The organism is Pseudomonas fluorescens group sp. PF-1, assembly GCF_054481335.1.
Genome location: NZ_JBTMNG010000001.1, coordinates 957,663 through 982,577 on the forward strand (window position 1 = coordinate 957,663; position 24,915 = coordinate 982,577).

Annotated in this window: 24 protein-coding genes; 16 read left to right on the top strand and 8 right to left on the bottom strand. The window is 58.7% G+C overall.

From position 1 onward, the window contains the following. Positions 1 to 30: 30 nt before the first annotated feature. Positions 31 to 648 carry a DUF1120 domain-containing protein gene (locus ACX3YD_RS04585; protein WP_458959350.1) on the bottom strand — a complete coding sequence of 206 codons (618 nt, stop codon included), beginning with the start codon at positions 646 to 648 and terminating at the stop codon, positions 31 to 33. 337 nt (positions 649 to 985) lie between these two features. Between ACX3YD_RS04585 and ACX3YD_RS04590 the strand changes: the two genes are divergently transcribed. The 4 genes from ACX3YD_RS04590 (at position 986) to ACX3YD_RS04605 (ending at position 3,578) form a co-directional block, all read left to right on the top strand. Further along, on the top strand, positions 986 to 1,612 hold the full coding sequence (locus tag ACX3YD_RS04590) for a response regulator (protein ID WP_090464829.1): 627 nt from the start codon (positions 986 to 988) through the stop codon (positions 1,610 to 1,612). Between the two features lie 121 nt (positions 1,613 to 1,733). Continuing rightward, on the top strand, positions 1,734 to 2,204 hold the full coding sequence (locus tag ACX3YD_RS04595) for a nuclear transport factor 2 family protein (protein ID WP_047532787.1): 471 nt from the start codon (positions 1,734 to 1,736) through the stop codon (positions 2,202 to 2,204). Positions 2,205 to 2,243: 39 nt separating this feature from the next. After that, positions 2,244 to 2,555: a GIY-YIG nuclease family protein gene (locus ACX3YD_RS04600; RefSeq protein WP_103403876.1), complete on the top strand. Its 312-nt coding sequence runs from the start codon at positions 2,244 to 2,246 to the stop codon at positions 2,553 to 2,555. 87 nt (positions 2,556 to 2,642) lie between these two features. Beyond that, on the top strand, positions 2,643 to 3,578 hold the full coding sequence (locus ACX3YD_RS04605; RefSeq protein WP_458959351.1) for a glutathione S-transferase family protein: 936 nt from the start codon (positions 2,643 to 2,645) through the stop codon (positions 3,576 to 3,578). A gap of 38 nt (positions 3,579 to 3,616) precedes the next feature. Here ACX3YD_RS04605 and ACX3YD_RS04610 read toward each other — a convergent pair whose 3' ends face one another. Further along, on the bottom strand, positions 3,617 to 3,967 hold the full coding sequence (locus ACX3YD_RS04610) for a glutaredoxin family protein (protein ID WP_090464824.1): 351 nt from the start codon (positions 3,965 to 3,967) through the stop codon (positions 3,617 to 3,619). Then, positions 3,967 to 4,971: a nucleoid-associated protein YejK gene (yejK, locus tag ACX3YD_RS04615; protein WP_047532779.1), complete on the bottom strand. Its 1,005-nt coding sequence runs from the start codon at positions 4,969 to 4,971 to the stop codon at positions 3,967 to 3,969. The genes ACX3YD_RS04610 and yejK overlap by 1 nt, the downstream gene beginning before the upstream one ends. 396 nt (positions 4,972 to 5,367) lie before the next feature. On the opposite strand from yejK, the gene ACX3YD_RS04620 reads away from it, so the two are divergent. Both ACX3YD_RS04620 and ACX3YD_RS04625 read left to right on the top strand, forming a co-directional pair. Beyond that, positions 5,368 to 5,649 carry an HU family DNA-binding protein gene (locus tag ACX3YD_RS04620; RefSeq protein ID WP_007905514.1) on the top strand — a complete coding sequence of 94 codons (282 nt, stop codon included), beginning with the start codon at positions 5,368 to 5,370 and terminating at the stop codon, positions 5,647 to 5,649. A 354-nt stretch (positions 5,650 to 6,003) separates the two neighbouring features. Beyond that, positions 6,004 to 6,441 (top strand): DUF3757 domain-containing protein, encoded by a 438-nt coding sequence (locus ACX3YD_RS04625; protein ID WP_458959352.1) that lies wholly within the window; start codon positions 6,004 to 6,006, stop codon positions 6,439 to 6,441. Positions 6,442 to 6,552: 111 nt separating this feature from the next. Here ACX3YD_RS04625 and rlmF read toward each other — a convergent pair whose 3' ends face one another. From rlmF to ACX3YD_RS04650, 5 genes are all read right to left on the bottom strand, one after another. Continuing rightward, entirely contained in the window at positions 6,553 to 7,584 is a 1,032-nt protein-coding gene (gene rlmF / locus ACX3YD_RS04630) for a 23S rRNA (adenine(1618)-N(6))-methyltransferase RlmF (protein WP_458959353.1), read from the bottom strand. A gap of 260 nt (positions 7,585 to 7,844) precedes the next feature. Beyond that, positions 7,845 to 10,691: a valine--tRNA ligase gene (locus ACX3YD_RS04635; RefSeq protein ID WP_458959354.1), complete on the bottom strand. Its 2,847-nt coding sequence runs from the start codon at positions 10,689 to 10,691 to the stop codon at positions 7,845 to 7,847. 230 nt (positions 10,692 to 10,921) lie between these two features. After that, positions 10,922 to 12,238, bottom strand: a complete 1,317-nt coding sequence (locus ACX3YD_RS04640; RefSeq protein WP_458959355.1) for an MFS transporter — start codon at positions 12,236 to 12,238, stop codon at positions 10,922 to 10,924. A 197-nt stretch (positions 12,239 to 12,435) separates the two neighbouring features. Beyond that, entirely contained in the window at positions 12,436 to 13,671 is a 1,236-nt protein-coding gene (locus ACX3YD_RS04645; RefSeq protein WP_458959356.1) for a transporter associated domain-containing protein, read from the bottom strand. A 12-nt stretch (positions 13,672 to 13,683) separates the two neighbouring features. Continuing rightward, positions 13,684 to 14,496 (bottom strand): cytochrome C assembly family protein, encoded by an 813-nt coding sequence (locus tag ACX3YD_RS04650; protein WP_047532765.1) that lies wholly within the window; start codon positions 14,494 to 14,496, stop codon positions 13,684 to 13,686. 196 nt (positions 14,497 to 14,692) lie between these two features. Here ACX3YD_RS04650 and ffh point away from each other — a divergent pair, with 196 nt between their 5' ends. The 10 genes from ffh to ACX3YD_RS04700 all read left to right on the top strand — a co-directional run bounded on the left by ffh (position 14,693) and on the right by ACX3YD_RS04700 (position 24,897). Continuing rightward, on the top strand, positions 14,693 to 16,069 hold the full coding sequence (gene ffh / locus ACX3YD_RS04655) for a signal recognition particle protein (protein WP_090324937.1): 1,377 nt from the start codon (positions 14,693 to 14,695) through the stop codon (positions 16,067 to 16,069). A 250-nt stretch (positions 16,070 to 16,319) separates the two neighbouring features. Then, complete coding sequence (gene rpsP, locus ACX3YD_RS04660; protein ID WP_003198088.1) at positions 16,320 to 16,571, top strand: 30S ribosomal protein S16; 252 nt, start codon at positions 16,320 to 16,322, stop codon at positions 16,569 to 16,571. 5 nt (positions 16,572 to 16,576) lie between these two features. Then, positions 16,577 to 17,113, top strand: a complete 537-nt coding sequence (rimM, locus tag ACX3YD_RS04665) for a ribosome maturation factor RimM (protein ID WP_007972729.1) — start codon at positions 16,577 to 16,579, stop codon at positions 17,111 to 17,113. Positions 17,114 to 17,115: 2 nt separating this feature from the next. Then, on the top strand, positions 17,116 to 17,868 hold the full coding sequence (gene trmD, locus ACX3YD_RS04670; RefSeq protein WP_047532757.1) for a tRNA (guanosine(37)-N1)-methyltransferase TrmD: 753 nt from the start codon (positions 17,116 to 17,118) through the stop codon (positions 17,866 to 17,868). Positions 17,869 to 17,913: 45 nt separating this feature from the next. Next, complete coding sequence (rplS, locus tag ACX3YD_RS04675; RefSeq protein ID WP_003175895.1) at positions 17,914 to 18,264, top strand: 50S ribosomal protein L19; 351 nt, start codon at positions 17,914 to 17,916, stop codon at positions 18,262 to 18,264. Positions 18,265 to 18,609: 345 nt separating this feature from the next. Beyond that, positions 18,610 to 19,506, top strand: a complete 897-nt coding sequence (gene xerD, locus ACX3YD_RS04680; protein WP_103403883.1) for a site-specific tyrosine recombinase XerD — start codon at positions 18,610 to 18,612, stop codon at positions 19,504 to 19,506. Between the two features lie 243 nt (positions 19,507 to 19,749). After that, positions 19,750 to 20,481, top strand: a complete 732-nt coding sequence (gene dsbC / locus ACX3YD_RS04685) for a bifunctional protein-disulfide isomerase/oxidoreductase DsbC (RefSeq protein ID WP_047532736.1) — start codon at positions 19,750 to 19,752, stop codon at positions 20,479 to 20,481. Between the two features lie 134 nt (positions 20,482 to 20,615). Further along, on the top strand, positions 20,616 to 21,920 hold the full coding sequence (locus ACX3YD_RS04690; protein WP_047539052.1) for a homoserine dehydrogenase: 1,305 nt from the start codon (positions 20,616 to 20,618) through the stop codon (positions 21,918 to 21,920). 105 nt (positions 21,921 to 22,025) lie between these two features. Further along, a complete protein-coding gene (thrC, locus tag ACX3YD_RS04695; protein ID WP_047532735.1) occupies positions 22,026 to 23,435 on the top strand; it encodes a threonine synthase in 1,410 nt (469 codons plus the stop codon). Between the two features lie 121 nt (positions 23,436 to 23,556). After that, positions 23,557 to 24,897 carry a transporter substrate-binding domain-containing protein gene (locus tag ACX3YD_RS04700; RefSeq protein ID WP_458959357.1) on the top strand — a complete coding sequence of 447 codons (1,341 nt, stop codon included), beginning with the start codon at positions 23,557 to 23,559 and terminating at the stop codon, positions 24,895 to 24,897. Positions 24,898 to 24,915 lie beyond the last annotated feature (18 nt).

A 24,915-nucleotide genomic window follows, 5' to 3' on the forward strand; every position in this document is an offset into this window, starting at 1 on the left:
TAAATCAACCGTTGCCCGGACGATTCGACGTTACAGGTATTTGAGTTGCAAGGTCGCTGAGCCGTCGATCAGCACTTCGTCAGTCAGGGTCAGATCACTGCCCCTCGCAATTACAGTGGTTACCTGAAGATCCAGGGTCAGGTCTTTCACCGGGAGCGGCGTACTGGTGTCACCCATGGCACCGACAGCCCAAAGGTTGGAGACTTCCCAGTAATCCTTGATCCAGGTTTTTCCGCCGTCCTCCGACACAATAGCCTGTGCGTCGACTCCGTCCGCGTTCACATTCAACGCATCAACGTAGAACGAGCCCAGCTTCTCGCCTGCATTGGTCAGGCCCAGTCCGAAGCTACTGCTCGTGTTCCAGGCAGTACCGGCCCGATGATCGATTGGAGAAAAGTAGTACTGAACCGGTGCATCGCAGTTCACGGTCATTTGCAAAGTTTGCTTGGGCAACATAGTGGGGTTGTCCGGCCGGAGGTCCTTCGCGGAAATTTTGCCATGATCAACAATGCCACCCCCGGACAGGTTTGGTGTGCACGCGCTTGGGGTGATGACGCCAGTGACGGTCAAGTCGGTGCTGGCGGCAAAAGCCGGCGAAGCTGCCGTCAGGAGTAATGCAGTACAGAGTGCGCTTAATGTCTTGTTCATGTGATAGCTCTTGGTTTTACCGGCAAATGGGGGGCAGCGATTGAGGTGCAATTTAGGCGGGTGTGGTCAGCGATTTGAATGCAACAAATACGAAAAGCGATGGCTCTGTGTATGAGAAATTTTATTGGGCGATGACGAAGCACCGATCGCTGGTAGCTCACCGCTGTAGGTTTTTGCGTTGTGCGATGTGTGAATAATCTGAATGTTCGTAGGGCAAAAAACACTGGCCCTTGAAACGTTGACTAAGCCAGTTTTCGGCTTTTGGCGAGGCATTGTGGGAGGGAGAAAACGGCGTTAATTTCCGCGCCCTTTAATCACAAGCAGGAGACCTCCCACAATGCGAGTCGTAATTGCTGACGACCACTGCGTCGTCCGCATCGGGTTGCGGATGTTGATCAATGCCACCAGGCGATGCGTAGTCGTTGCAGAGGCTGAGGGTACCGATAGCCTGATGCGCATTCTTTCGAGCACACCGTGCGATCTGTTGATCACCGACTTCTCCATGCCGGGAGGGCGGCAGGCCGATGGTTTGAAAATGTTGAGTACGATTCGGCGCGACCATCCGGCATTGCCGGTCATTGTGCTGACGATGTTTACCAGCGTCGCCACGGCGAGGGCGGCGCTGGCTCAGGGGGTACGGGCCATCGTTGCCAAATCCGCCGCGGAGACCGAACTGCCCCTGGGGATCAACGCAGTGGGTGGGGGGCGACGCTACATCAGCGAGTCGTTGCGAATACTGCTGGCTGACACGGGCAGTCAGATGAGCGAGTTGCCGTTGTCGGCCAAAGAGCACGAGGTGGTGCGGATGCTGGCCAGTGGCATGACCGTCAGCGAAATCGCCAATCACTTCCAGCGCAGTGTGTCGACCATCAGTAAACAAAAAAACATGGCCATGCACCGCTTGGGTATTTCCACGGATGTCGAGCTTTTTTCCTACGCCCGCGACAGCGGAATGTCGACCTAGGCGCTCAGCGTACGAGCTGTCCCGGTATTCTCGTGGCGAATGCCCATAGTGTTCGGCACATTTGCAGATTATTGTGCAGGCCATCTTTCGATCATATTTCGCAACAACAGGGAGCCTGCCCATGAGTGATATCCACAGCGCATTGATCACCCGGTTCTACCAGGCCTTCCAGCGCCTGGATGCCGAGGCCATGGCGGCCTGCTATACCGATGACGTGGTGTTCAGCGATCCGGCGTTTGGTGAGCTTCACGGCCGCGATGCCAGCGATATGTGGCGCATGCTGACGACCCGGGCCAAGGATTTCTCCCTGAGTTTCGATAACGTCCGCGCCGATGAGCGCACGGGCGCTGCCCATTGGGTGGCGACCTATCTGTTCAGTCAGACCGGCAACATCGTGGTCAATGACATCCAGGCGCGTTTCGTTTTCCGTGACGGCAAGATTTGCGAGCATCACGACAGCTTCGATCTGTGGAAGTGGTCGCGTCAGGCGCTGGGTTTCAAAGGCCTGCTGCTCGGTTGGACGCCGTTGGTGAGCAACGCTGTTCGTGCTCAGGCCTTGAAGGGTTTGAAGGCATTCCAGGCCAGCCGCTGATAAGATCGCGGCTTGTCCCCTTCAAGCACTGATCGTTAAGTGAACGCCCCCAGCGAAAGCCCTGTCGACGCCGCCACTGCGGTGAGCAAACCCTGGTTCGTCTATCTCGTGCGCGCGGCCAATGGTTCGCTCTACTGCGGGATCAGCGACGATCCCGTGCGCCGATTTGCCAAGCATCAAAGCGGCAAAGGGGCACGCTTCTTTCTTTCGAGCCCTGCCATGGCACTGGTCTACACCGAAGTCTGTCGTGATAAAAGCGAAGCGCTGCGGCAGGAGCGCCTGATCAAGAAGCTCAAGAAAAGCGCCAAGGAATGCCTGGTGGCCAGCGCGAACGCCGGCTTATCACTCTGACTGATCAGTTCCCATCAGGCAGATCTGTAGGCCGCTAACCGATTGCGCGCTAAGCTGCGAATTCCTATTCGTGCGGCGGAGCCGAGCATGTCCGAGTTGATCCTGCATCATTACCCGACGTCCCCATTTGCCGAAAAGGCGCGTTTGCTGCTGGGCTTCAAGGGATTGTCCTGGCGCTCGGTGAAGATCTCACCGGTGATGCCCAAACCCGACCTGACCGCGTTGACCGGTGGCTATCGCAAGACCCCGGTGCTGCAAATCGGCGCGGATATTTATTGCGACACTTCGTTGATCGCCCGTCGTCTGGAGCAGGAAAAAGCCCTGCCGGCGTTCTTCCCGGAAGGCCAGGAAATGATCACCGCCAGCTTCGCCAGCTGGGCCGATTCGGTGGTGTTCCAGCATGCGGTCAGCCTGGTGTTCCAGCCGGAATCGATCGCGGTGCGCTTCGGCAATTTGTCGCCAGAAGCGATCAAGGCCTTTATCGCCGACCGCGCCGGGCTGTTCAGCGGCGGCAGCGCCACGCGCCTGTCGGCGGAGCAGGCCAGGCATCAATGGCCGACGATCATGTCGCGGCTGGAACAACAGCTGCAGCGCGAGGAGGGGGATTACCTGTTCGGCGAACCGTCGATTGCCGACTTCGCCCTGGCGCATTCGTTATGGTTTCTCAAGGCGACGCCCGTGACGTCTCCGCTTGTGGATAACTATCCGGCGGTGACCGCATGGCATGCCCGTGTGTTGGGGTTCGGCCATGGCGCCTCGAACGAGATGACCGCCGAAGAGGCGTTGCAAGTGGCGCGGGCTTCCACGCCGGCGGCATTGCCGGACGAGCAGTTCGATGAACCGAATGGTTTCAAGGCGGGCCAGCCGGTGGTGATCGCAGCAACCGACTATGGCGTCGATCCGGTGGCGGGTGAATTGTTGTTTGCCGGCCGAGAGGAATTGATTCTTCGTCGCGAAGACGAGCGTGGCGGTCTGGTGCATGTGCACTTTCCGCGGTTCGGTTTCCGGATCGAAGCGGCCTGACAGTCCCTGCAGGAGCGCGCTTGCTTGCTCCTGCAGGGTTACTTCAATGCGGCCAGAATGGCATCCGGGTCATATTTGCGAATCAGCGTTCCGTTCACATTGATGATCGGAATCCCGCCGCCGCCCAGCGCTTCATAGTCCTTGCGCGCCACAGCATCCTTTTCGATATCGAATTCCTTGTACGGAATGTTCCTTTGATCGAGAAAGCGCCGGGTCTGTTTGCAGTAGCCGCACCAGTCAGTGCTGTAGATCACGACATTGGCTTTGAGCTGCATCTGCTCGGACACCAACCGGGTCGGATCCATCAGGCGCTCGATCTTGCCCCAGTTCTGGTAGACCACGACCACCAGCAGGATCAGCAGGCATTTCTTCAACACCCTGCCCAGCATCAGTTGCGTCGCTTGAGCTGGTCGGTGAGCGAGGTGGGCAGACCCTTGATGATCAGCGTACCGGCCTCTTCGTCATACTCGATCTTCGAGCCCAGCAAGTGCGCCTCGAAACTGATCGACAGGCCTTCGGCGCGACCGGTGAAGCGGCGGAACTGGTTCAGGGTGCGTTTATCGGCCGGGATTTCCGGCGACAGGCCGTAATCCTTGTTGCGAATGTGGTCGTAGAAAGCTTTAGGGCGTTCTTCGTCGATCAGCTCCGACAACTCTTCCAGGCCCATGGGCTCGCCCAGTTTGGCCTGGCTGCTGGCGTAATCCACCAGGGTCTTGGTTTTTTCGCGTGCGGAGTCTTCTGGCAGGTCTTCGCTTTCGACGAAGTCACTGAACGCCTTGAGCAGCGTGCGGGTTTCGCCCGGCCCGTCGACGCCTTCCTGGCAGCCGATGAAGTCGCGGAAATACTCCGAAACCTTTTTGCCGTTCTTGCCTTTGATGAACGAAATGTACTGCTTGGACTGCTTGTTGTTCTGCCACTCGGACACGTTGATCCGCGCCGCCAGATGCAATTGGCCCAGGTCCAGGTGACGGGACGGGGTCACGTCCAGTTGATCGGTCACTGCGACGCCTTCGCTGTGGTGCAGCAGGGCAATGGCCAGATAGTCGGTCATGCCTTGCTGGTAGTGCGCGAACAAGACGTGGCCGCCGACCGAGAGGTTGGATTCCTCCATCAGTTTTTGCAGGTGTTCCACCGCCACGCGGCTGAACGCCGTGAAGTCCCTGCCGCCATCGAGGTATTCCTTCAGCCAGCCGCTGAAAGGAAAGGCCCCGGACTCCGGATGAAACAGCCCCCAGGCTTTGCCCTGTTTGGCGTTATAGCTTTCATTGAGGTCGGCGAGCATGTTCTCGATGGCTGCGGACTCGGCCAGTTCCGATTCGCGAGCGTGGAGAACTGCAGGTGTGCCGTCGGGTTTTTTGTCGATCAGGTGGACGATGCAATGACGGATCGGCATGGGTTTCTCGGCTGATTGAAGAGAGGAGGGCGTGCTCCCCCGAAAAAGCGCTCAGTGTACCGCAACCACTGGTTTTGGCGTGGTGCGAAGGTCAATTCCAGGGTGGCTGGCGGCACATATGCGATTTTTTCCCGTTTTAGAGCAATAAAGCTGACCAAATGGGTAGCTGGAGGCGGATATTTCCCCGTCTCTGTGCTAGTTTTGCCCCGTCTTACGCGACGTCACTGCGTTAAGCGTGCATTCAGCATTTGTCAGGTCGAACCAAACCCTGATTTCGGTATCTATAACCCCGATCCCGTGGTTATTTGGCCGAGGGTGCCAGATCCAGAAGATCGGGCTCGATGGCTGACACTGCACTCTGCAATCCATATGAATTTGATAGGGAAGGAACACTAAATGGCTCTTACTAAAGACCAACTGATCGCCGACATCGCCGAAGCTATCGACGCGCCAAAAACCACCGCGCGTAACGCTCTGGACCAACTGGGCCAAATCGTTGCCGATCAGCTGGAAAACGGCGGCGAAATCACTCTGCCAGGTATCGGCAAGCTGAAAGTGACTGAGCGTCCTGCCCGTACTGGCCGTAACCCTTCGACTGGCGCTGCCATCGAAATCGCTGCCAAGAAAGTGATCAAGCTGGTTGTGGCCAAAGGCCTGACCGACGCTGTCAACAAGTAAGACTTGTTAAAAGAACCGTGCGCCGGAGCAATCCGGGCACGGTTTTTTTGTGCCCGCCAGAATGATCTGCGCAAGGTAGATCTATGTAACACTTTGTTTATTTCACTGAAGTACGTTTTATTCCCGGACATTTAATGTTTCTGGTAATGAATTTATGGACTTGTTGGTTAAGCGTCGCTTCAGTTTTTTCAGTGTGAGTTAAATAAGTCAGTTTTCTTGGTCTATGAAGTGAACTTTCCTACGGAACTGATAGTTGAGTGTGTGCCGTAGATCGGTAGTATCGATCGGGTTTCGCGCTTGGCTTTGCGTAAAAGCTAAAAACTAAATTCTGGTTGTTAGTTACAGGGACGTTCTATGAAACTTAAACAGTTGGTGATGTGCATTTCGATTCTGTTGTCTGGTCATGCCTGGGCAGAGGTCACGGAATACTGCCCAAGCCCTTCAGACATCAGGGAATTGGCCCCGGGTATTTACAAAGCGCCCACGGCCAGCGGCGATGGCGAATGGTACGGTGTGTCTCAAGGCGGCCAGGGGCCGGTGGGTGAATTCGAATTGGCGATATTCATGCCTCACAAGGATGTCGAGGAGGGGACCGTCATCGGTGAGGTCCAGCGCTGTGGTTACAGGCTGCAGAATGGCGGCGCGGTGGACATGAAGTTCAAAAGGGAAGGGACCGTCGCGAGTATTGATACCGGCGGATCGTGGGAAGAGTGGAATTCACGGTATTACTGCGATAACAAAGAAGTGCGCGGCTGTACATTCAAAGAGATCGTCAGGCCAGCGAAGCGCTGATGCTGTAAGCAAGTAAGGCTTGATAAAAAGACCGTGCGCCGGAGTCGTTCGGGCACGGTTTTTTTGTCCTCGACAACGACTTGCACCAAGACAAGTCGCAACGATGTCCGGTTACTCCGTTGAAGCCTTGACCCAGCGCGCCTGACGCCAGGCCTGTTGCTGCGCCTTGGTCTGGAACGTCCAGGCGACGAAACGGCTCTGTTTTTGCCCCTGGGACATTTCCACCACCTGGCTTTCCAGTACGCCAGCTTTTTTCAGGGCTGTCTGGATCGCAGGCAGGTTCGAGGCTTTCGACACCAATGTGCTGAACCACAACACCTGTTGCCCCACCTGCGCGCTTTCGCTGATCAATTGCGTGACAAACCTTGCCTCGCCACCCTCACACCACAACTCTGCCGCCTGACCGCCAAAATTCAGCACCGGCAGTTTGCGCTTCGGATCGGCCTTGCCCAGCGCGCGCCATTTACGCGTGCTGCCTCGGGTCGCTTCCTCCAGAGACGCATGGAACGGCGGGTTGCACATAGTCAGGTCAAAACGCTCGGCGCTTTCGAGCAGGCCCAGCAGAATCTGTTTCGGGTTGCTCTGCTGACGGATCTGAATGGCTTTGTTCAAGCCGTTGGACTGAATGATGGCTTTGGCGGCGGCGATGGCGGTGGCGTCGATCTCCGAGCCGAGGAACTGCCAGCGGTAATCGCTGTGACCAATCAGCGGATACACGCAGTTGGCGCCCATGCCGATATCCAGCACCTTCACTGCCGCGCCACGCGGGATCACGCCATCATTGCCACTGGCCAGCAGATCGGCCAGAAAATGCACGTAATCCGCACGTCCCGGCACCGGCGGGCACAGGTAGTCGGCTGGAATGTCCCAATGGGCGATGCCGTAGAACGACTTGAGCAGTGCCCGATTGAACACGCGCACCGCATCCGGGCTGGCGAAGTCGATGCTTTCCTTGCCGTATGGGTTGGTGATCACGAACTGCTTCAATTCCGGCGTGGTTTTGATCAGCGCCGGGAAGTCATAGCGACCCTGGTGGCGATTGCGCGGATGCAGGCTGGCCTTCTCGCGTGGCTCGACGGCTTTGGCTGCCTTGGTTGGTTCAGGCTTTTGGCGCGCAGGTTTGGGAGTGCGGGGGGCGGTCATGGGGGTGGTCGATTCGGGCGTGGCTAAAAGTGGCGGGTATTGTCCCACATCCGGCCGTTGTGAGCTCAACTGTGCGGGTCACCGAAAGCCCGCGGTGTGCGAGCCTGCTCGCGATAGCGGTCTGTCAGCGATACCAAAGTTGAATGTGATGCACTCATCGCGAGCCAGCTTGCCGACAGCGATTTTTGGGTGTTTGGGAGAAAGGGGCGGCATAAAAAAGGGAGGCCACCCGGGCCTCCCTGTTTCATTGCGATGTGCCGTTACAGACTGGCAATCCGCGCGTGTTGCTCCGCCAGCTTGCCCAGAGCCTGTTCGGCTTCGGCCAGTTTGGCGCGTTCTTTCTCGATGACTTCAGCCGGTGCCTTGTCGACGAAGCCGGCGTTGGACAGCTTGCCGCCAACCCGTTGCACTTCGCCTTGCAGGCGCTGGATTTCCTTGTCCAGACGCGCCAGTTCCGCACCTTTGTCGATCAGGCCGGCCATCGGCACCAGCACTTCCATCTCGCCGACCAGCGCGGTCGCCGACAATGGCGCTTCTTCGCCGGCAGCCAGAACGGTGATCGATTCGAGACGTGCCAGTTTCTTCAGCAACGCTTCGTTTTCAGTGAGACGACGCTGATCCTCGGCGCTGACGTTCTTCAGGAACAGCGGCAGCGGTTTGCCTGGGCCGATGTTCATTTCGCCACGGATGTTACGCGTGCCGAGCATCAGGCCCTTGAGCCATTCGATGTCATCTTCGGCGGCCTGATCGATGCGTGTTTCATTGGCCACCGGCCAAGGTTGCAGCATGATCGTCTTGCCTTCGATGCCGGCCAGCGGCGCAATGCGCTGCCAGATTTCTTCGGTGATGAACGGCATGAACGGATGGGCCAGGCGCAGGGCCACTTCCAGTACGCGAACCAGGGTGCGACGGGTGCCGCGCTGACGTTCAACCGGGGCGTTCTCGTCCCACAGCACAGGCTTGGACAGTTCCAGGTACCAGTCGCAGTACTGGTTCCAGATGAACTCATACAGCGCTTGCGCCGCGAGGTCGAAACGGAACTGATCCAGTTGACGGGTCACTTCGGCTTCGGTGCGTTGCAGCTGCGAAATGATCCAGCGATCGGCCAGGGACAGTTCGTAGGCTTCGCCGTTCTGGCCGCAGTCTTCGCCCTTGTCCAGCACGTAGCGCGCGGCGTTCCAGATCTTGTTGCAGAAGTTGCGGTAGCCTTCGACGCGGCCCATGTCGAACTTGATGTCGCGACCGGTGGATGCCAGCGAGCAGAAGGTGAAACGCAGGGCGTCGGTGCCATAGCTGGCGATGCCCTCGGCGAACTCTTCGCGGGTTTGCTTCTCGATCTTCTTCGCCAGTTTTGGCTGCATCATGCCGGAGGTGCGTTTGCTGACCAGCTCTTCCAGCTCGATACCGTCGATGATGTCCAGCGGGTCAAGGACGTTGCCCTTGGACTTGGACATCTTCTGGCCCTGGCCATCACGCACCAGGCCGTGCACGTAGACGGTCTTGAACGGAACCTGCGGCGTGCCGTCCTCGTTCTTGATCAGATGCATCGTCAGCATGATCATCCGGGCAACCCAGAAGAAAATGATGTCGAAGCCGGTCACCAGCACGTCGGTGGAGTGGAATTTCTTCAGGAATTCGGTTTGCTCAGGCCAGCCGAGTGTCGAGAACGTCCACAGGCCCGAACTGAACCAGGTGTCGAGAACGTCGTTGTCCTGTTGCAGCGCAACATCCGGACCGAGGTGGTGCTTGGCGCGCACTTCGGCTTCGTCGCGGCCAACGTAAACCTTGCCCGACTCGTCGTACCAGGCCGGAATCCGGTGGCCCCACCACAGCTGACGGCTGATGCACCAATCCTGAATGTCACGCATCCAGGAGAAGTACATGTTTTCGTACTGCTTGGGCACGAACTGGATGCGGCCGTCTTCGACGGCGGCAATGGCAGGCTCGGCCAAAGGCTTGGTGGATACGTACCACTGGTCGGTCAGCCACGGCTCGATGATGGTGCCGGAGCGGTCGCCTTTCGGGACTTTCAGGGCGTGATCGTCAACGCTGACCAGCAGGCCCGCGGCTTCGAACGCGGCCACGATCTGCTTGCGGGCTTCGAAACGGTCGAGACCGGCGTATTCGGCCGGGATCTTGCCGTCGATGCTTTCGTTCAGCGTGCCGTCGAGGTTGAACACCTGGGCGGCTGGCAGGACGCTGGCATTTTTGTCGAAGATGTTCAGCAGCGGCAGGTTGTGACGCTTGCCGACTTCGTAGTCGTTGAAATCGTGGGCCGGGGTGATTTTCACGCAGCCGGTGCCGAATTCAGGGTCGCAGTAATCGTCGGCGATGATCGGGATGCGGCGGCCAACCAGCGGCAGCTCGACGTATTTGCCGATCAAGGCTTTGTAGCGTTCGTCGTTCGGGTTAACCGCGACGGCGGAGTCGCCGAGCATGGTTTCCGGGCGAGTGGTCGCGACGATCAGGAAGTCGTTGCCTTCAGCGGTCTTGGCGCCGTCGGCCAGCGGGTATTTCAGGTTCCACAGGAAACCTTTTTCGTCGTGGTTTTCCACTTCGAGGTCGGAAATCGCCGTGTGCAGCTTGGTGTCCCAGTTGACCAGGCGCTTGCCGCGATAAATCAGGCCGTCTTCGTGCAGGCGTACGAAGGCTTCTTTCACCGCTTCCGACAGGCCGTCGTCCATGGTGAAGCGTTCGCGGCTCCAGTCGACGGATGAGCCGAGGCGGCGGATCTGGCGGCTGATGTTGCCGCCGGACTGATCCTTCCATTCCCAGACTTTCTCGAGGAATTTGTCACGGCCCAGATCGTGACGATTCTGGCCCTGGGCTTCGAGTTGACGCTCCACCAGCATCTGTGTGGCGATACCGGCGTGGTCGGTGCCCGGCTGCCACAGGGTGTTGCGACCCTGCATGCGGCGGAAACGGATCAGGGCGTCCATGATCGCGTTGTTGAAGCCGTGACCCATGTGCAGGCTGCCGGTGACGTTCGGCGGCGGGATCATGATGGTGTAGGACTCGCCCGCGCCTTGCGGGGCGAAGTAATTCTCTGACTCCCAGGTGTTGTACCAGGAGGTTTCAATGGCGTGCGGCTGGTAGGTCTTATCCATGCGCGGCGGGACCCTATTGGCATTTATTCAGGAAAAGCCGATGAGTATAGCGGGGATATACTGTTACGCGTAGAGCGAGGTGCCAGCGGGAGGGGGAAAATTGGGGGATGCGTGTTGCCAGTGTGCACGCCATCGCTGGCAAGCCAGCTCCCACAAGGGCCGGTGTCGATCACAATAGAGTGGTACGACACTGAACCTGTGGGCGCTGGCTTGCCAGCGAAAGCGGTCTGTCAGTCGATACGATTCAAATCGTTATTGCGCGTTTCTTTCAGGCACAGCACCGCAATCAAGCTCAACACCGCAGCCCCGGACACGTATCCACCCACATAGCTCAAACCGCCCATCGCCACCAGTTTCTGCGCGAAGAACGGCGCGGCCGAAGCCCCGACAATGCCGCCCAGGTTGTAGGCCGCGGAGGCGCCGGTATAGCGCACGTGGGTTGGAAACAGTTCCGGCAGCAGCGCGCCCATCGGCGCAAAGGTCACGCCCATCAGAAACAGTTCGATGCACAGGAACAGCGCTACGCCCCAGGTCGAACCCTGGGTCAGCAGAGGCTCCATCAAGAACCCGGACAGAATGGCCAGCACGCCACCGATGATCAGCACCGGTTTGCGCCCGAAGCGGTCACTGGCCCAGGCCGAGAGCGGTGTGGCGGCGGCCATGAACAGCACGGCGAAGCACAGCAGGCCGAGGAAGGTCTCGCGGCTGTAGCCGAGTGTCGCCACACCATAACTGAGCGAAAACACGGTCGAGATATAAAACAGCGCGTAGCACACTACCATCGAGCCGGCGCCCAACAAAACCGGCAGCCAGTATTGGCTGAACAGCTCGACCAGCGGGATTTTCACCCGTTCCTGGCGCGCCACGGCGTTGGCGAACACTGGGGTCTCGTGGAGCTTGAGGCGCACATACAGTCCGACCATCACCAGTACGGCGCTGAGCAGAAATGGAATCCGCCAGCCCCAGGAGCGGAACTGTTCGTCGTCCAGGCCCATGGCCAGCGTCAGAAACAGGCCGTTCGCCGCCAGAAACCCGATGGAAGGGCCGAGTTGCGGAAACATGCCGAACCACGCGCGTTTGCCTTTGGGCGCGTTTTCCGTGGCCAGCAAGGCCGCGCCGCCCCATTCGCCGCCCAGCCCCAAGCCTTGGCCGAAGCGCAACACGCAGAGCAGGATCGGCGCCCAGGCCCCAATGCTGTCGTAGCCTGGCAGCACGCCGATCAGCGTGGTGCACACCCCCATCAAGAGCAGGGAGGCCACGAGGGTGGACTTTCGGCCGATACGGTCGCCGAAGTGACCGAACAGCGCCGAACCCAGGGGGCGGGCAAGGAATGCGATGCCGAATGTGAGGAAGGCCGAAAGCATCTGCGCCGTGCCGGATGTCTGCGGAAAGAATACCGGGCCGATCACCAGCGCGGCTGCGGTGGCATAGACGTAGAAATCGTAGAACTCGATGGCGGTGCCGATGAAACTCGCCGTGGCCACGCGGGTGGCAGAGTTTGTCGGTTGCGCGGGTGTGGAATCGCTGTAAGTCGTGCTGGTCGTCATGCGGTTATCCCTGACAGTCATGTGCCCCAGTGGAGCGAATTATTATGGTTGATACCCAGGGATGTGGGTTTGGAGCGGGGTGCGGGTAGCACGGGTGTAGCGAGGCTTGGGTAAGCGGCTCGATTATAGGAAGGTGGCTAACGATCTAACAAGTGGCCGGGTTTTCGCGGTTTTTTGTGGGGAAGTTGCGCTGAATCCTAGATAACCACCGGCAGTGGGGTGGTCTGCCAGATCAGTACCCGAGTCACCCGATTGTCCTCGGTCTCGAGAATTTCCAGTCGGTACCGACCGATCTTCAGGCAAACCGCGCTCTCGGGAATCGTTTCCAGCGCTTCGGTCACCAGGCCGTTCAAGGTCTTCGGGCCATCGCTTGGCAGGTGCCAGCCAAGGCTCTTGTTCAGTTCGCGTATCGACGCTGCACCGTCGATCACCAAGCGGCCATCGGCCTGGGGGTGGATGTGCGGGTTGTTCAGGCTTTGCTGGCTTTCGAACTCGCCGACGATTTCTTCGAGAATGTCTTCCAGGGTCACGATGCCGAGCACTTCGCCGTACTCGTCGACCACCATGCCCAGGCGGCGTTGCTGTTTGTGGAAATTCAGCAGTTGCAGTTGCAAGGGAGTGCTTTCAGGCACGAAGTACGGTTCGCGACTGGCAGCCAGCAGCGCTTCCAGGGTCAGGCTCGCGTCGGGTAGCAGGTGGCCGATTTGCCGGGTGTTGAGTACGGCTTCGACCTGATTGATATCACTGTGGAACACCGGCAGGCGGGTGCGCTTGTTGTGGCGCAGTTGCTCGATGATTTCCTCGATCGGATCGTCGAGGTTGATCCCGTCGACTTCACTGCGCGGCACCAGAATGTCGTTGACCGTGATGTTGTCCAGCGCATGGATGCCAGGCAGCGAGTGCGGGCGGCAGATGGCGGGTTCGCGATCGTCGTACTGGGCTTTCGGTGGTTCGTCTTCGCTTTGTTGCACCACTTTGGCTTTGCGCTCGAGCGGTCTCAGCAGCAATTGGCTGGTGGCGTTGAGCAGCCATGCCGCCGGGTAGATGAGCTTCAGCGGGATGCGCAGCAGGTTGTTGCCCAGGGCCAGAATCGCATCCGGATGGCGGGCGGCGAGGGCGCGTGGCAGGTAGTCGGCGAACACCAGCAAGATGGCGCTCGCGCCGAGGCACGCGACCCACGGCCCCTTTTCGGCCCAGGTGAAAAGGGCCAGCAATGTACAGATGACCACCACCAGCGTGCGACACAGGGTGTTGCACAAGATCAGGCTGTTGAGCGGAAAGCTCAGCCTGGTCAGCGGTTTGTCGCTTGAACGTGAGGCGACGCGCTTGGCCAGTACGTGCTGGTGAGCGGCTTCAATGGCGGTGAACAGCCCCGACCATAAAATCAACAGGGCCACTACTGCGAGCATCGGCCCTATGGGCAAGTCGTCCATTTATGCCGCCCGTCAGATGTGCAGGATGTATTCACGAACCAGCTTGCTGCCGAAATACGCCAGCATCAGCAGGCAGAAACCGGCAAGGGTCCAGCGAATGGCCTTGTGTCCGCGCCAGCCGAGGCGGTTACGGCCCCAGAGCAGTACGCTGAAGACGATCCAGGCCAGGCAGGCCAGCAAGGTTTTGTGCACCAGATGCTGGGCGAAAAGGTTTTCGACGAACAGCCAGCCCGAGATCAGCGACAGGGACAGCAGGGTCCAGCCGGCCCAGAGAAAGCCGAACAGCAGGCTTTCCATGGTTTGCAGCGGCGGGAAGTTCTTGATCAGCCCCGACGGGTGTTTGTGCTTGAGTTGATGGTCCTGAATCAGCAACAGCAAGGCCTGGAACACCGCAATGGTAAACATGCCGTAGGCGAGGATCGACAGCAGGATGTGAGCGAGGATGCCCGGTGCTTCGTCAATGATCTGCACGGTACCGGCGGGCGCAAACTGTGCCAGAAGCGCCGTCGCGGCCCCCAGTGGGAACAACAGCACCAGCAGGTTTTCCACCGGTATGCGTGAGCAGGCGAGCAGGGTCAGGGCTATGACGGCCGCGGCAATCAGGCTGGCGGCGCTGAAAAAGTCCAGCCCCAGGCCGATTGGCGTCAGCAGATGAGTGACCAGGCTGGCGCCATGAGCCAGTACCGCCAGCACGCCGAGCGTGACGAGCAGCCGTTTGTTCGCCTTGGCGCCGTTGGCCAGGCGAGTGCCCTGATAGAAAGTCGCAGCGGCATACAAGCAGGCGGCGGCGAGAGTGGTTAGCAAGCTGGGTGACAAAGGGAGCATAAGTCCTGTTAGGCAAGCCCGAAAGCCGATGAGTTTGGCATAGAACCCACACGGCACGAAAGTGCGAGGTGTCCGCCAGACGCAGTCTTCGCTATAATCCGCGACCTGCCCACGCCGCAGGCTCGCCGAGTACACGTTTTAGTCCGGTACGGGCCGCCACTATCCCGGTCTACACAGGGCCTGAAAGGATCGCGCAATGTTTGAAAACTTAACCGACCGTCTCTCGCAGACGCTGCGCCATGTCACCGGCAAGGCCAAGCTGACCGAGGACAACATCAAAGACACCCTGCGTGAAGTGCGCATGGCGTTGCTCGAAGCCGACGTCGCCTTGCCGGTGGTCAAAGACTTCGTCAACTCGGTCAAGGAACGCGCTGTCGGTACCGAGGTGTCGCGCAGTCTGACGCCAGGCCAGGCCTTCGTGAAAATCGTCCAGGCCGAACTCGAAAGCCTGATGGGCGCAGCCAACGAAGACCTGAACCTGAGCGCCGTTCCGCCTGCCGTGATTCTGATGGCCGGTTTGCAGGGCGCTGGTAAAACCACCACCGCCGGCAAGCTCGCGCGCTTCCTTAAAGAGCGCAAGAAGAAGTCGGTCATGGTCGTGTCCGCTGACGTATACCGTCCAGCGGCGATCAAACAGCTGGAAATGCTCGCAGGCGAAGTCGGCGTCACTTTCTTCCCTTCCGACCTGACCCAGAAGCCGGTCGAGATCGCGCAAGCAGCTATTAAAGAAGCGAAACTCAAATTCATCGATGTGGTGATCGTCGATACCGCCGGTCGCCTGCACATCGATGAAGAGATGATGGGCGAGATCAAGGCGCTGCATGCTGCGATCAACCCGGTCGAGACCCTGTTCGTGGTCGACGCCATGACCGGCCAGGATGCCGCCAACACGGCCAAGGCCTTCGGCGATGCGCTGCCATTGACCGGTGTGATCCTGACCAAGGTCGACGGTGACGCCCGTGGCGGTGCGGCCCTTTCGGTGCGCGCCATCACCGGCAAGCCGATCAAGTTCATCGGTATGGGCGAGAAGAGCGAAGCGCTCGATCCGTTCCACCCTGAGCGTATCGCCTCGCGGATCCTCGGCATGGGTGACGTGCTCAGCCTGATCGAACAGGCAGAAGCGACCCTCGACAAGGACAAGGCCGACAAGCTGGCCAAGAAGCTGAAGAAGGGCAAGGGTTTCGACCTCGAAGACTTCCGTGATCAGCTGCAACAGATGAAAAACATGGGCGGCCTCGGCGGCCTCATGGACAAGCTGCCGAACATGGGCGGTGTGAACCTGGCGCAGATGGGCAACGCCCAGAGCGCGGCAGAGAAGCAATTCAAGCAGATGGAAGCCATCATCAACTCCATGACCCCGGCCGAGCGCCGTGACCCTGAGCTGATCAGCGGTTCGCGCAAGCGTCGTATCGCCATGGGTTCCGGCACACAAGTGCAGGACATCGGTCGCTTGATCAAGCAGCACAAGCAGATGCAGAAGATGATGAAGAAATTCTCGGCGAAAGGCGGGATGGCCAAAATGATGCGCGGCATGGGCGGTATGTTGCCCGGCGGCGGCATGCCGAAAATGTAAAGAATTCGCGCCGGCAGTCATGTCGGCGCAGCCCCACAGGGAAGTGGGATCTCCAGCAAACCCGCATTAGGCGGGAGCTGACCGGCCGTTTTTAACGACGGCTCTATGGCAGATCTGAATGGCACTTTGATAGGTGCCGGAAAAAGGCATTTGCAAAAGTCCGGATATTCCTTAGAATATGCGGCCTTTCGGGCACCCATGCCCGCTGTGCATTTAGATTTGCAGCACCGACTACAGGAACGATGTTCACATGCTAACAATCCGTCTTGCCCTTGGCGGCTCCAAAAAGCGCCCGTTTTACCACTTGACCGTAACCGACAGCCGCAACCCGCGCGACGGTTCGCACAAGGAACAGGTTGGTTTCTTCAACCCTGTTGCTCGTGGTCAAGAAGTCCGTCTGTCCGTGAACCAAGAGCGCGTAGCCTACTGGCTGAGCGTTGGTGCACAACCTTCTGAGCGCGTTGCTCAGTTGTTGAAGGAATCTGCTAAGGCTGCGGCCTGAGCAATATGAACGCGACGCCAGCTGTTGCTGATGATTTGATCGTTATCGGCAAGATTTACTCGGTTCACGGCGTTCGCGGCGAAGTGAAGGTGTACTCCTTTACTGATCCGATTAAGAACCTGCTGGATTACAAAACCTGGACGCTCAAGCGTGACGGCAATGTAAAGCAGGTAGAGCTGGTCAGCGGACGCGGGAACGACAAGTTCCTGGTCGCAAAGCTCAAGGGTCTCGATGATCGTGAAGAAGCTCGTCTTCTGGCCGGTTATGAGATCTGCGTGCCGCGCAACCTGTTCCCTGAACTGACCGACGGCGAGTACTACTGGTACCAGCTGGAAGGTCTCAAGGTTATCGACACCCTCGGACAGCTGTTCGGGAAGATCGATCACCTGCTCGAGACCGGCTCGAATGATGTAATGGTGGTCAAGCCTTGCGCTGGCAGCCTGGATGATCGCGAACGCCTGTTGCCCTATACCGAGCAATGCGTGTTGGCCGTCGACCTGGCCGCGGGCGAGATGAAGGTGGATTGGGACGCGGATTTCTAAGCGTGGCTAACTTGCGCGTAGAAGTGATCAGTTTGTTTCCCGAGATGTTCTCCGCCATCAGCGAGTACGGCATCACCAGTCGTGCGGTGAAACAGGGGCTCTTGCAGCTCACCTGTTGGAATCCGCGAGACTACACGACGGATCGACATCACACTGTGGATGATCGCCCATTTGGCGGTGGTCCGGGCATGGTGATGAAGATCAAGCCCCTGGAAGACGCTCTGGTTCAAGCCAAAGCCGCCGCCGGGGAGGGTGCGAAGGTGATTTACCTGTCGCCCCAAGGCCGTCAACTGACTCAGTCGGCGGTACGCGAGTTGGCGAATCTGGATGCATTGATCCTCATTGCCGGCCGCTATGAAGGCATTGACGAGCGGTTTATTGAAGCTCATGTCGATGAAGAGTGGTCGATTGGCGACTATGTACTGTCTGGCGGTGAGCTGCCGGCGATGGTCCTGATCGATGCGGTTACACGACTGCTGCCTGGAGCTTTAGGGCATGCGGACTCCGCCGAGGAAGATTCCTTTACGGATGGTTTGCTGGATTGCCCGCACTACACCCGACCGGAGGTGTATGCGGATCAGCGTGTTCCCGACGTATTGCTAAGTGGCAATCACGCGCACATCCGGCGTTGGCGTTTACAGCAGTCCCTTGGTCGGACCTATGAACGACGCGCCGATCTTCTGGAAAGCCGCTCGCTTTCTGGAGAAGAGAAGAAGCTGCTCGAGGAATATATCCGCGAGCGGGACGATAGTTAACAACGTATCGATGGTAGATCCGACGATTTACCTTAGGAGCACAGCATGACTAACAAAATCATCCTTGCACTCGAAGCAGAGCAGATGACCAAAGAGATCCCTACCTTTGCCCCGGGCGACACCATTGTCGTTCAGGTGAAAGTGAAGGAAGGCGACCGTTCGCGTCTGCAAGCGTTCGAAGGCGTTGTTATCGCCAAGCGTAACCGCGGCGTAAACAGTGCATTCACCGTTCGTAAAATCTCCAACGGTGTTGGCGTAGAGCGTACTTTCCAGACCTACAGCCCGCAAATCGACAGCATGGCCGTTAAGCGTCGCGGTGACGTACGTAAAGCCAAGCTGTACTACCTGCGTGACCTGTCCGGTAAAGCAGCTCGCATCAAGGAAAAACTGGCTTAAGTCCAGCTTCCGATGCAGAAAAAAAGCAGCCTACGGGCTGCTTTTTTGTTGCCTGTGATTTAGCGACGCTTGAGCAGATCCCCGTGCTGTCGAGCCTGCCCTGCCTCGGGCTGAATCAACGTCAGCAGAGTCCACTCGACTGCCCGGTTGCAACAGAACCTTGCGCGATGCGCGCGCAGGCGCATTGGTGCAAAGCGGGACCGGCCAGAATGCCAACACAATTTGCTGTCCACTCATTCAAGCTCCCTGTTTCGTGCAGTGGCTGGCTATGAAAGACTAGCGACCGTTTCTACCGTCCTCCTGAATTTTTACGCGCCGTTTCAAGGCCGTGTGTTTTGAGTGCCCATGCCTGCCATCGAACATCCATTAATAGACCAGTTCCTCGACGCACTATGGTTGGAGAAGGGGCTTTCCGATAACACCCGCGATGCCTATCGCAGTGATCTGGCCCTGTTCAACGGCTGGTTGCAGGAAAAGGGGCTGGAGTTGGCCAACGCCGGACGCGAGTTGATCCTCGACCACCTGGCCTGGCGTGTGGAGCAAAACTACAAACCCCGTTCAACCGCACGATTTCTCTCCGGAGTGCGTGGCTTCTATCGCTATTTGCTGCGGGAAAAGCTGATCGCTGTTGACCCGACACTCCGCATCGATATGCCGCAGCTCGGCAGGCCGCTGCCCAAATCCTTGTCGGAGGCCGATGTAGAAGCACTGTTGAAGGCGCCTGATTTGAGCGAAGCCATCGGACAGCGCGACCGCGCCATGCTGGAAGTGCTTTATGCCTGCGGCCTTCGGGTAACGGAACTGATCAGCCTGACGCTGGAGCAGGTCAATCTGCGCCAAGGCGTCTTGCGAGTGATGGGCAAAGGCAGCAAGGAGCGACTGGTACCGATGGGAGAGGAGGCGATTGTCTGGGTCGAGCGCTACATGCGCGATGGGCGTGGCGAGCTGCTTGGCGGGCGTCCCAGCGATGTCTTGTTCCCCAGTCAGCGCGGCGAGCAGATGACCCGCCAGACGTTCTGGCATCGGATCAAGCATCAGGCGAAAGTCGCGGGAATCGGCAAGTCGCTGTCGCCGCACACATTGCGACATGCTTTCGCCACGCACTTGCTCAACCACGGTGCCGACCTTCGGGTGGTGCAGATGCTGCTGGGGCACAGCGATTTGTCGACCACCCAGATCTATACCCATGTTGCCCGGGCGCGGTTGCAGGACTTGCACGCCAAGCACCACCCTAGAGGCTAATGAAAGTCCTGTGGATCTGGCTCGCGATGAGGCCTGAACTCCAACATTAATGGCGCCTGACTGACCGCTATCGCGAGCCAGCTCGCTCCCACATAAAGCAGTCGTCAAAGCCTTGCATCACCGGGAGTCGGACACCGTTGCCTTATGTGGTAGGCTTTGTCGGTTTGCACGATGGGCGGTTATGACCCGGTGTTTCGGCACGGGCGTTCTGATCGTCCCATTTGTCCGCCTTCAGGAGTTCTCATGCGTCTGACCCAGATTTTCGCTGCCGCCGCCATTGCGTTGGTCAGCACCTTTGCCGTCGCCGATGACGCGGCCGACAAAGCCATCCGTAAAAGCCTGGAAAACCTCCAGCTTGAAGTGCCGGTAGAAAGCATCACCGCCAGCCCGCTGCCGGGCCTGTACGAAGTCAAATTGAAGGGCAGCCGCGTGCTGTATGCCAGTGCCGATGGCCAGTACGTGGTTCAGGGCTACCTGTTCCAGCTCAAGGATGGCAAGCCGGTCAACCTGACCGAGAAGACCGAGCGCCTTGGCATCTCCAAGTTGATCAATGAGATTCCGGTCGCTGAAACCGTGGTTTACCCGGCCATTGGCGAAACCAAGTCGCACATCACCGTGTTCACCGACACGACCTGCCCGTACTGCCACAAACTGCACGCCGAAGTGCCTGAGCTGAACAAGCGCGGCATCGAGGTGCGTTATGTTGCGTTCCCGCGCCAGGGCCTGGGCTCGCCGGGTGACGAACAGTTGCAAGCGGTTTGGTGCTCGAAAGACAAGAAAGCGGCCATGGACAAGATGGTCGACGGCAAGGAAATCAAGGCCGCCAAGTGCGATAACCCGGTTTCCAAACAGTTCGCCCTCGGCCAGTCGATTGGCGTGAACGGTACGCCGGCCATCGTTTTGGCCGACGGTCAGGTCATTCCGGGCTACCAGCCTGCGCCACAAGTCGCCAAACTGGCGTTGGGCGCGAAGTAAATTCGCATCGTCACGGTCAGCCATTGACGATCATGGTCCGGCAGCAGCATTGGCCGGGCCATCAATAGAGAGCCGCGAGCATGCGGTTGTTTTCACGGCCGGCCTTGAGTCGGCCGTTTTATGGGGAGTTCACAGTGAAACCGGTCAAAGTAGGCATCTGTGGGTTAGGAACCGTCGGTGGCGGTACCTTCAACGTACTTCAGCGCAACGCCGAGGAAATTGCTCGTCGTGCCGGGCGTGGAATCGAAGTGGCACAAATTGCCATGCGCACGCCAAAGCCTCAGTTCCAAACGACCGGTATTGCGATTACCAACGATGTCTTCGAAGTGGCCACGAACCCTGAGATCGACATCGTTATAGAGCTGATGGGCGGCTACACCGTTGCCCGTGAGCTGGTACTCAAGGCCATCGAGAATGGCAAGCATGTGGTCACCGCGAACAAGGCGCTTATCGCCGTTCACGGTAACGAAATTTTCGCCAAGGCTCGCGAAAAGGGCGTGATCGTTGCGTTCGAAGCGGCCGTGGCGGGTGGCATCCCGGTGATCAAGGCGATTCGCGAAGGCCTGTCGGCCAACCGTATCAACTGGGTGGCCGGGATCATCAACGGCACCGGTAACTTTATCCTGACCGAGATGCGCGAAAAGGGTCGCACCTTCGAAGACGTGCTGGCCGAGGCGCAAGCTCTGGGTTATGCCGAAGCGGATCCGACCTTCGACGTTGAAGGCATCGACGCGGCGCACAAGCTGACGATCCTGGCGTCCATCGCCTTCGGTATCCCGCTGCAATTCGACAAGGCCTACACCGAAGGCATCACCAAGCTGACCACCGCTGACGTGAACTATGCCGAAGCGCTGGGCTATCGCATCAAGCACCTGGGCGTGGCGCGCAGCACCGCGGCCGGTATTGAGCTGCGCGTACACCCGACGCTGATCCCGGCCGATCGGTTGATCGCCAACGTCAACGGCGTGATGAACGCGGTCATGGTCAACGGTGATGCGGCCGGCTCGACCCTGTTCTACGGTGCCGGTGCCGGCATGGAACCGACGGCTTCGTCGGTCATTGCTGACCTGGTGGATGTCGTTCGCGCCATGACTTCCGATCCGGAAAACCGCGTGCCGCACCTGGCCTTCCAGCCGGATTCGCTGTCGGCGCACCCGATCCTGCCGATCGAAGCCTGCGAAAGCGCCTACTACCTGCGCATTCAGGCCAAGGACCATCCGGGCGTGCTGGCGCAAGTCGCGAGCATCCTGTCGGAACGCGGTATCAACATCGAATCGATCATGCAGAAGGAAGTCGAAGAACACGACGGCCTGGTGCCGATGATCCTGCTGACCCACCGTGTGCTGGAGCAGCACATCAACGACGCGATCACCGCCCTGGAAGCCTTGGCTGGCGTTGTGGGTCCTGTCGTACGGATCCGCGTCGAACATCTGAACTAACAGCAGCTGCAAGCCACAAGCCACAAGCTGCAAGCAAGAGCCAATCCGCTTTTGACTTGCAGCTCGAAGCTTGAAGCTGAAGCTCCAAACCAAAGGTTTGCCCTTATGCGCTACATCAGTACCCGCGGCCAGGCACCGGCCCTGAATTTCGAAGACGTCCTGCTGGCCGGTCTGGCCACCGATGGCGGTCTGTACGTCCCGGAAAACCTGCCACGTTTCACCCAGGAAGAGATCGCTTCCTGGGCCGGCCTGCCCTATCACGAGCTGGCGTTCCGGGTCATGCGCCCGTTCGTCACCGGCAGCATTCCGGACGCCGATTTCAAAAAGATTCTTGAAGAGACCTACGGCGTATTTGCCCACAGCGCCGTTGCACCGCTGCGTCAGTTGAATGGCAATGAGTGGGTGCTGGAGCTGTTCCACGGCCCTACCCTGGCGTTCAAGGACTTCGCCCTGCAACTGCTCGGTCGCCTGCTCGACTACGTGCTGGAAAAGCGCGGCGAGCGCGTGGTGATCGTCGGTGCGACTTCCGGTGATACCGGTTCGGCCGCCATCGAAGGCTGCAAGCACTGCGAAAACGTCGATATCTTCATCCTGCACCCGCACAATCGCGTATCGGAAGTGCAGCGTCGGCAGATGACCACCATCTTCGGCGAGAACATCCACAACATCGCGATCGAAGGCAACTTCGATGACTGCCAGGAAATGGTCAAGGCGAGCTTCGCCGACCAGGGCTTCCTCAAGGGCACTCGCCTGGTGGCCGTGAACTCGATCAACTGGGCGCGGATCATGGCCCAGATCGTTTACTACTTCTACGCGGCGCTTCAATTGGGTGGCCCGGCGCGTTCGGTGTCGTTCTCGGTCCCGACCGGCAACTTCGGCGACATTTTTGCCGGTTACCTGGCGCGCAACATGGGCCTGCCGATCAACCAGTTGATCGTCGCCACCAACCGCAACGACATCCTGCACCGCTTCATGAGCGGCAATCAGTACGTCAAGGAAACCTTGCACGCCACCCTGTCGCCCTCCATGGACATCATGGTGTCCTCGAACTTCGAGCGTCTGCTGTTCGACCTTCACGGTCGCAACGGCGCGGCGATCGCCGGGTTGATGGACAGCTTCAAGCAAGGTGGCGGTTTCAGCGTCGAGCAGGAGCGCTGGACCGAAGCACGCAAACTGTTCGATTCGCTGGCAGTGGATGATGCACAAACCTGCGAAACCATCGCCGAAGTCTATGAACAGACCGGTGAAGTGCTGGATCCGCACACCGCCATCGGCGTGAAGGCCGCGCGGGAATGCCGTCGTAGCCTGGATATTCCGATGGTGATCCTGGGCACCGCCCACCCGGTCAAATTCCCGGACGCCGTGGAAAAAGCCGGTGTAGGAAAAGCACTCGAACTCCCTGCACATCTTTCTGATTTGTTTGAGCGAGATGAGCGGTGCACCGTGTTGCCGAATGACTTGAAAGCCGTACAGGCCTTTGTCAGTCAGCATGGCAACCGTGGCAAGCCTTTGTAACGGCAAAAGCTGTCACAAATTGAAGCCCGTCTCCTGACGGGCTTTCTTGTTTCTGCATGCCACACTTGCCGGGAAGAGTCGCCCATGAAGGACGGGCGAGCTGATCATCAAGGAAGTGGCAATGCTGTTTTTCAGAAGGTCAAGGTCAGTCCCATGCTGGCTGTTGTTGCTTGGCGCCCTGGTGTTCTCCCAATGGGGGCTGGCCTCACATTCGGTGGCTCCTGAGCCCGTGAAGACGATCAGGCTGGACGCTCAAGAGCTGAAATGGATTACCGAGCATCCGCGCGTCATCGTCGCATCACTGGAGTACCCGCTGTACCTGTTCAAGGATGAGCATGGCCATTGGAGTGGCTTGAACAGGGATTTGCTTGATCGCATCAGTGCCATGACCGGTTTGCAGTTTGTTCATGCCGAGTCCTTTTCGATCGATCAGATGCTGGGAAGTCTGGAGAGGGGGGCTGCGGACATGAGCACCACGCTCTCGATGAATGATGAGCGCAAAGCGTTTCTGGACTTCAGCTATGCGTTTGGTGGTGCTGGCTGGGTGTTCGTCGGTCGGGCCGGGGAGCCACCAGTGCAATCGCTGCACCAGTTGGCAAAAAGAGTGTTGGTGTTGCCGACCCGCCACGCCCTGGAGGCATTGATTCGGCGCGAATATCCAGCCATTGAGCTGCGCTCTGTCAAGACCAGCGCCGAGGCCCGCGCCTGGGTCGAAAGCGGGCTGGCCCATGCAACTATCGAAAACGAGATCGGCGCTCAACTTTTTCCCTCGGGATTGCTTCAGGCGGGCCATATCGTCGAGGGCAAGTGGGACCCGGACTACCTGGCAGTGCGTCAAGGTCAGCCGCAGTTGCTGAGCATCCTCAACAAGGCGCTTGAGGCGTTTCCTCCCGCCGAATTACGTGCCATTCGCCAGAAATGGTTCAATGGGATAACACCAACGCCAGTACGCACCGTCGGTCAACGGATTGCCGAGTGGGGCTGCTGGGGAGTCGTTATCGCCGGCCTCTTCGGGTTGCTGTCCTTACTCTGGAATCGCCGGTTGGCAGCGTTGGTCCAGCAACGGGCACAGGCTGAGAAAAGCCTCAGTGATCAGCTCGCGTTCCAGCGCGCGTTGATTGACGCCATGCCTGATCCGATTTTCGTCCGGGATCTGCAAGGGCGTTTGATCATGTGCAATAAAAGCTATGAAGAGAGGTTGTCGACCCGTTTCGATCAAATGCAGGGTCGCCAACTGATTGAACTCGATGTGTTGCCCAAAGCGACCGCTGAACTGTTGCATACCGAGTTCATGGCTCAACTGGCGACTCGCAAGTCGCACTTCAGTGAGCGGCAATTGCTGTTCATGAATGGCCTCAGGGACATCTATCAATGGACGGTGCCGTTTTACAGTTCGGACGGCCAGCTGCGAGGTTTGCTCGGGGGCTGGGCTGATATCGACCAGCGCATCCGACGGGCGTGATGCGCTTGTTTTTTCTCT

What these genes read in the sequence shown, in the direction of transcription:
- ACX3YD_RS04650 (WP_047532765.1), bottom strand. Translation starts at nt 14,496, where the DNA reads ATGCTCCCTTTGTCACCCAGCTTGCTAACCACTCTCGCCGCCGCCTGC.
- ACX3YD_RS04590 (WP_090464829.1), top strand. Translation starts at nt 986, where the DNA reads ATGCGAGTCGTAATTGCTGACGACCACTGCGTCGTCCGCATCGGGTTG.
- yejK (WP_047532779.1), bottom strand. Translation starts at nt 4,971, where the DNA reads ATGCCGATCCGTCATTGCATCGTCCACCTGATCGACAAAAAACCCGAC.
- ACX3YD_RS04640 (WP_458959355.1), bottom strand. Translation starts at nt 12,238, where the DNA reads ATGACGACCAGCACGACTTACAGCGATTCCACACCCGCGCAACCGACA.
- ACX3YD_RS04595 (WP_047532787.1), top strand. Translation starts at nt 1,734, where the DNA reads ATGAGTGATATCCACAGCGCATTGATCACCCGGTTCTACCAGGCCTTC.
- rimM (WP_007972729.1), top strand. Translation starts at nt 16,577, where the DNA reads ATGAACGCGACGCCAGCTGTTGCTGATGATTTGATCGTTATCGGCAAG.
- ACX3YD_RS04645 (WP_458959356.1), bottom strand. Translation starts at nt 13,671, where the DNA reads ATGGACGACTTGCCCATAGGGCCGATGCTCGCAGTAGTGGCCCTGTTG.
- ACX3YD_RS04585 (WP_458959350.1), bottom strand. Translation starts at nt 648, where the DNA reads ATGAACAAGACATTAAGCGCACTCTGTACTGCATTACTCCTGACGGCA.
- ACX3YD_RS04605 (WP_458959351.1), top strand. Translation starts at nt 2,643, where the DNA reads ATGTCCGAGTTGATCCTGCATCATTACCCGACGTCCCCATTTGCCGAA.
- ACX3YD_RS04625 (WP_458959352.1), top strand. Translation starts at nt 6,004, where the DNA reads ATGAAACTTAAACAGTTGGTGATGTGCATTTCGATTCTGTTGTCTGGT.
- ACX3YD_RS04620 (WP_007905514.1), top strand. Translation starts at nt 5,368, where the DNA reads ATGGCTCTTACTAAAGACCAACTGATCGCCGACATCGCCGAAGCTATC.
- ACX3YD_RS04610 (WP_090464824.1), bottom strand. Translation starts at nt 3,967, where the DNA reads ATGCTGGGCAGGGTGTTGAAGAAATGCCTGCTGATCCTGCTGGTGGTC.
- ACX3YD_RS04635 (WP_458959354.1), bottom strand. Translation starts at nt 10,691, where the DNA reads ATGGATAAGACCTACCAGCCGCACGCCATTGAAACCTCCTGGTACAAC.
- ffh (WP_090324937.1), top strand. Translation starts at nt 14,693, where the DNA reads ATGTTTGAAAACTTAACCGACCGTCTCTCGCAGACGCTGCGCCATGTC.
- rplS (WP_003175895.1), top strand. Translation starts at nt 17,914, where the DNA reads ATGACTAACAAAATCATCCTTGCACTCGAAGCAGAGCAGATGACCAAA.
- thrC (WP_047532735.1), top strand. Translation starts at nt 22,026, where the DNA reads ATGCGCTACATCAGTACCCGCGGCCAGGCACCGGCCCTGAATTTCGAA.
- dsbC (WP_047532736.1), top strand. Translation starts at nt 19,750, where the DNA reads ATGCGTCTGACCCAGATTTTCGCTGCCGCCGCCATTGCGTTGGTCAGC.
- ACX3YD_RS04700 (WP_458959357.1), top strand. Translation starts at nt 23,557, where the DNA reads ATGCTGTTTTTCAGAAGGTCAAGGTCAGTCCCATGCTGGCTGTTGTTG.
- rlmF (WP_458959353.1), bottom strand. Translation starts at nt 7,584, where the DNA reads ATGACCGCCCCCCGCACTCCCAAACCTGCGCGCCAAAAGCCTGAACCA.
- rpsP (WP_003198088.1), top strand. Translation starts at nt 16,320, where the DNA reads ATGCTAACAATCCGTCTTGCCCTTGGCGGCTCCAAAAAGCGCCCGTTT.
- xerD (WP_103403883.1), top strand. Translation starts at nt 18,610, where the DNA reads ATGCCTGCCATCGAACATCCATTAATAGACCAGTTCCTCGACGCACTA.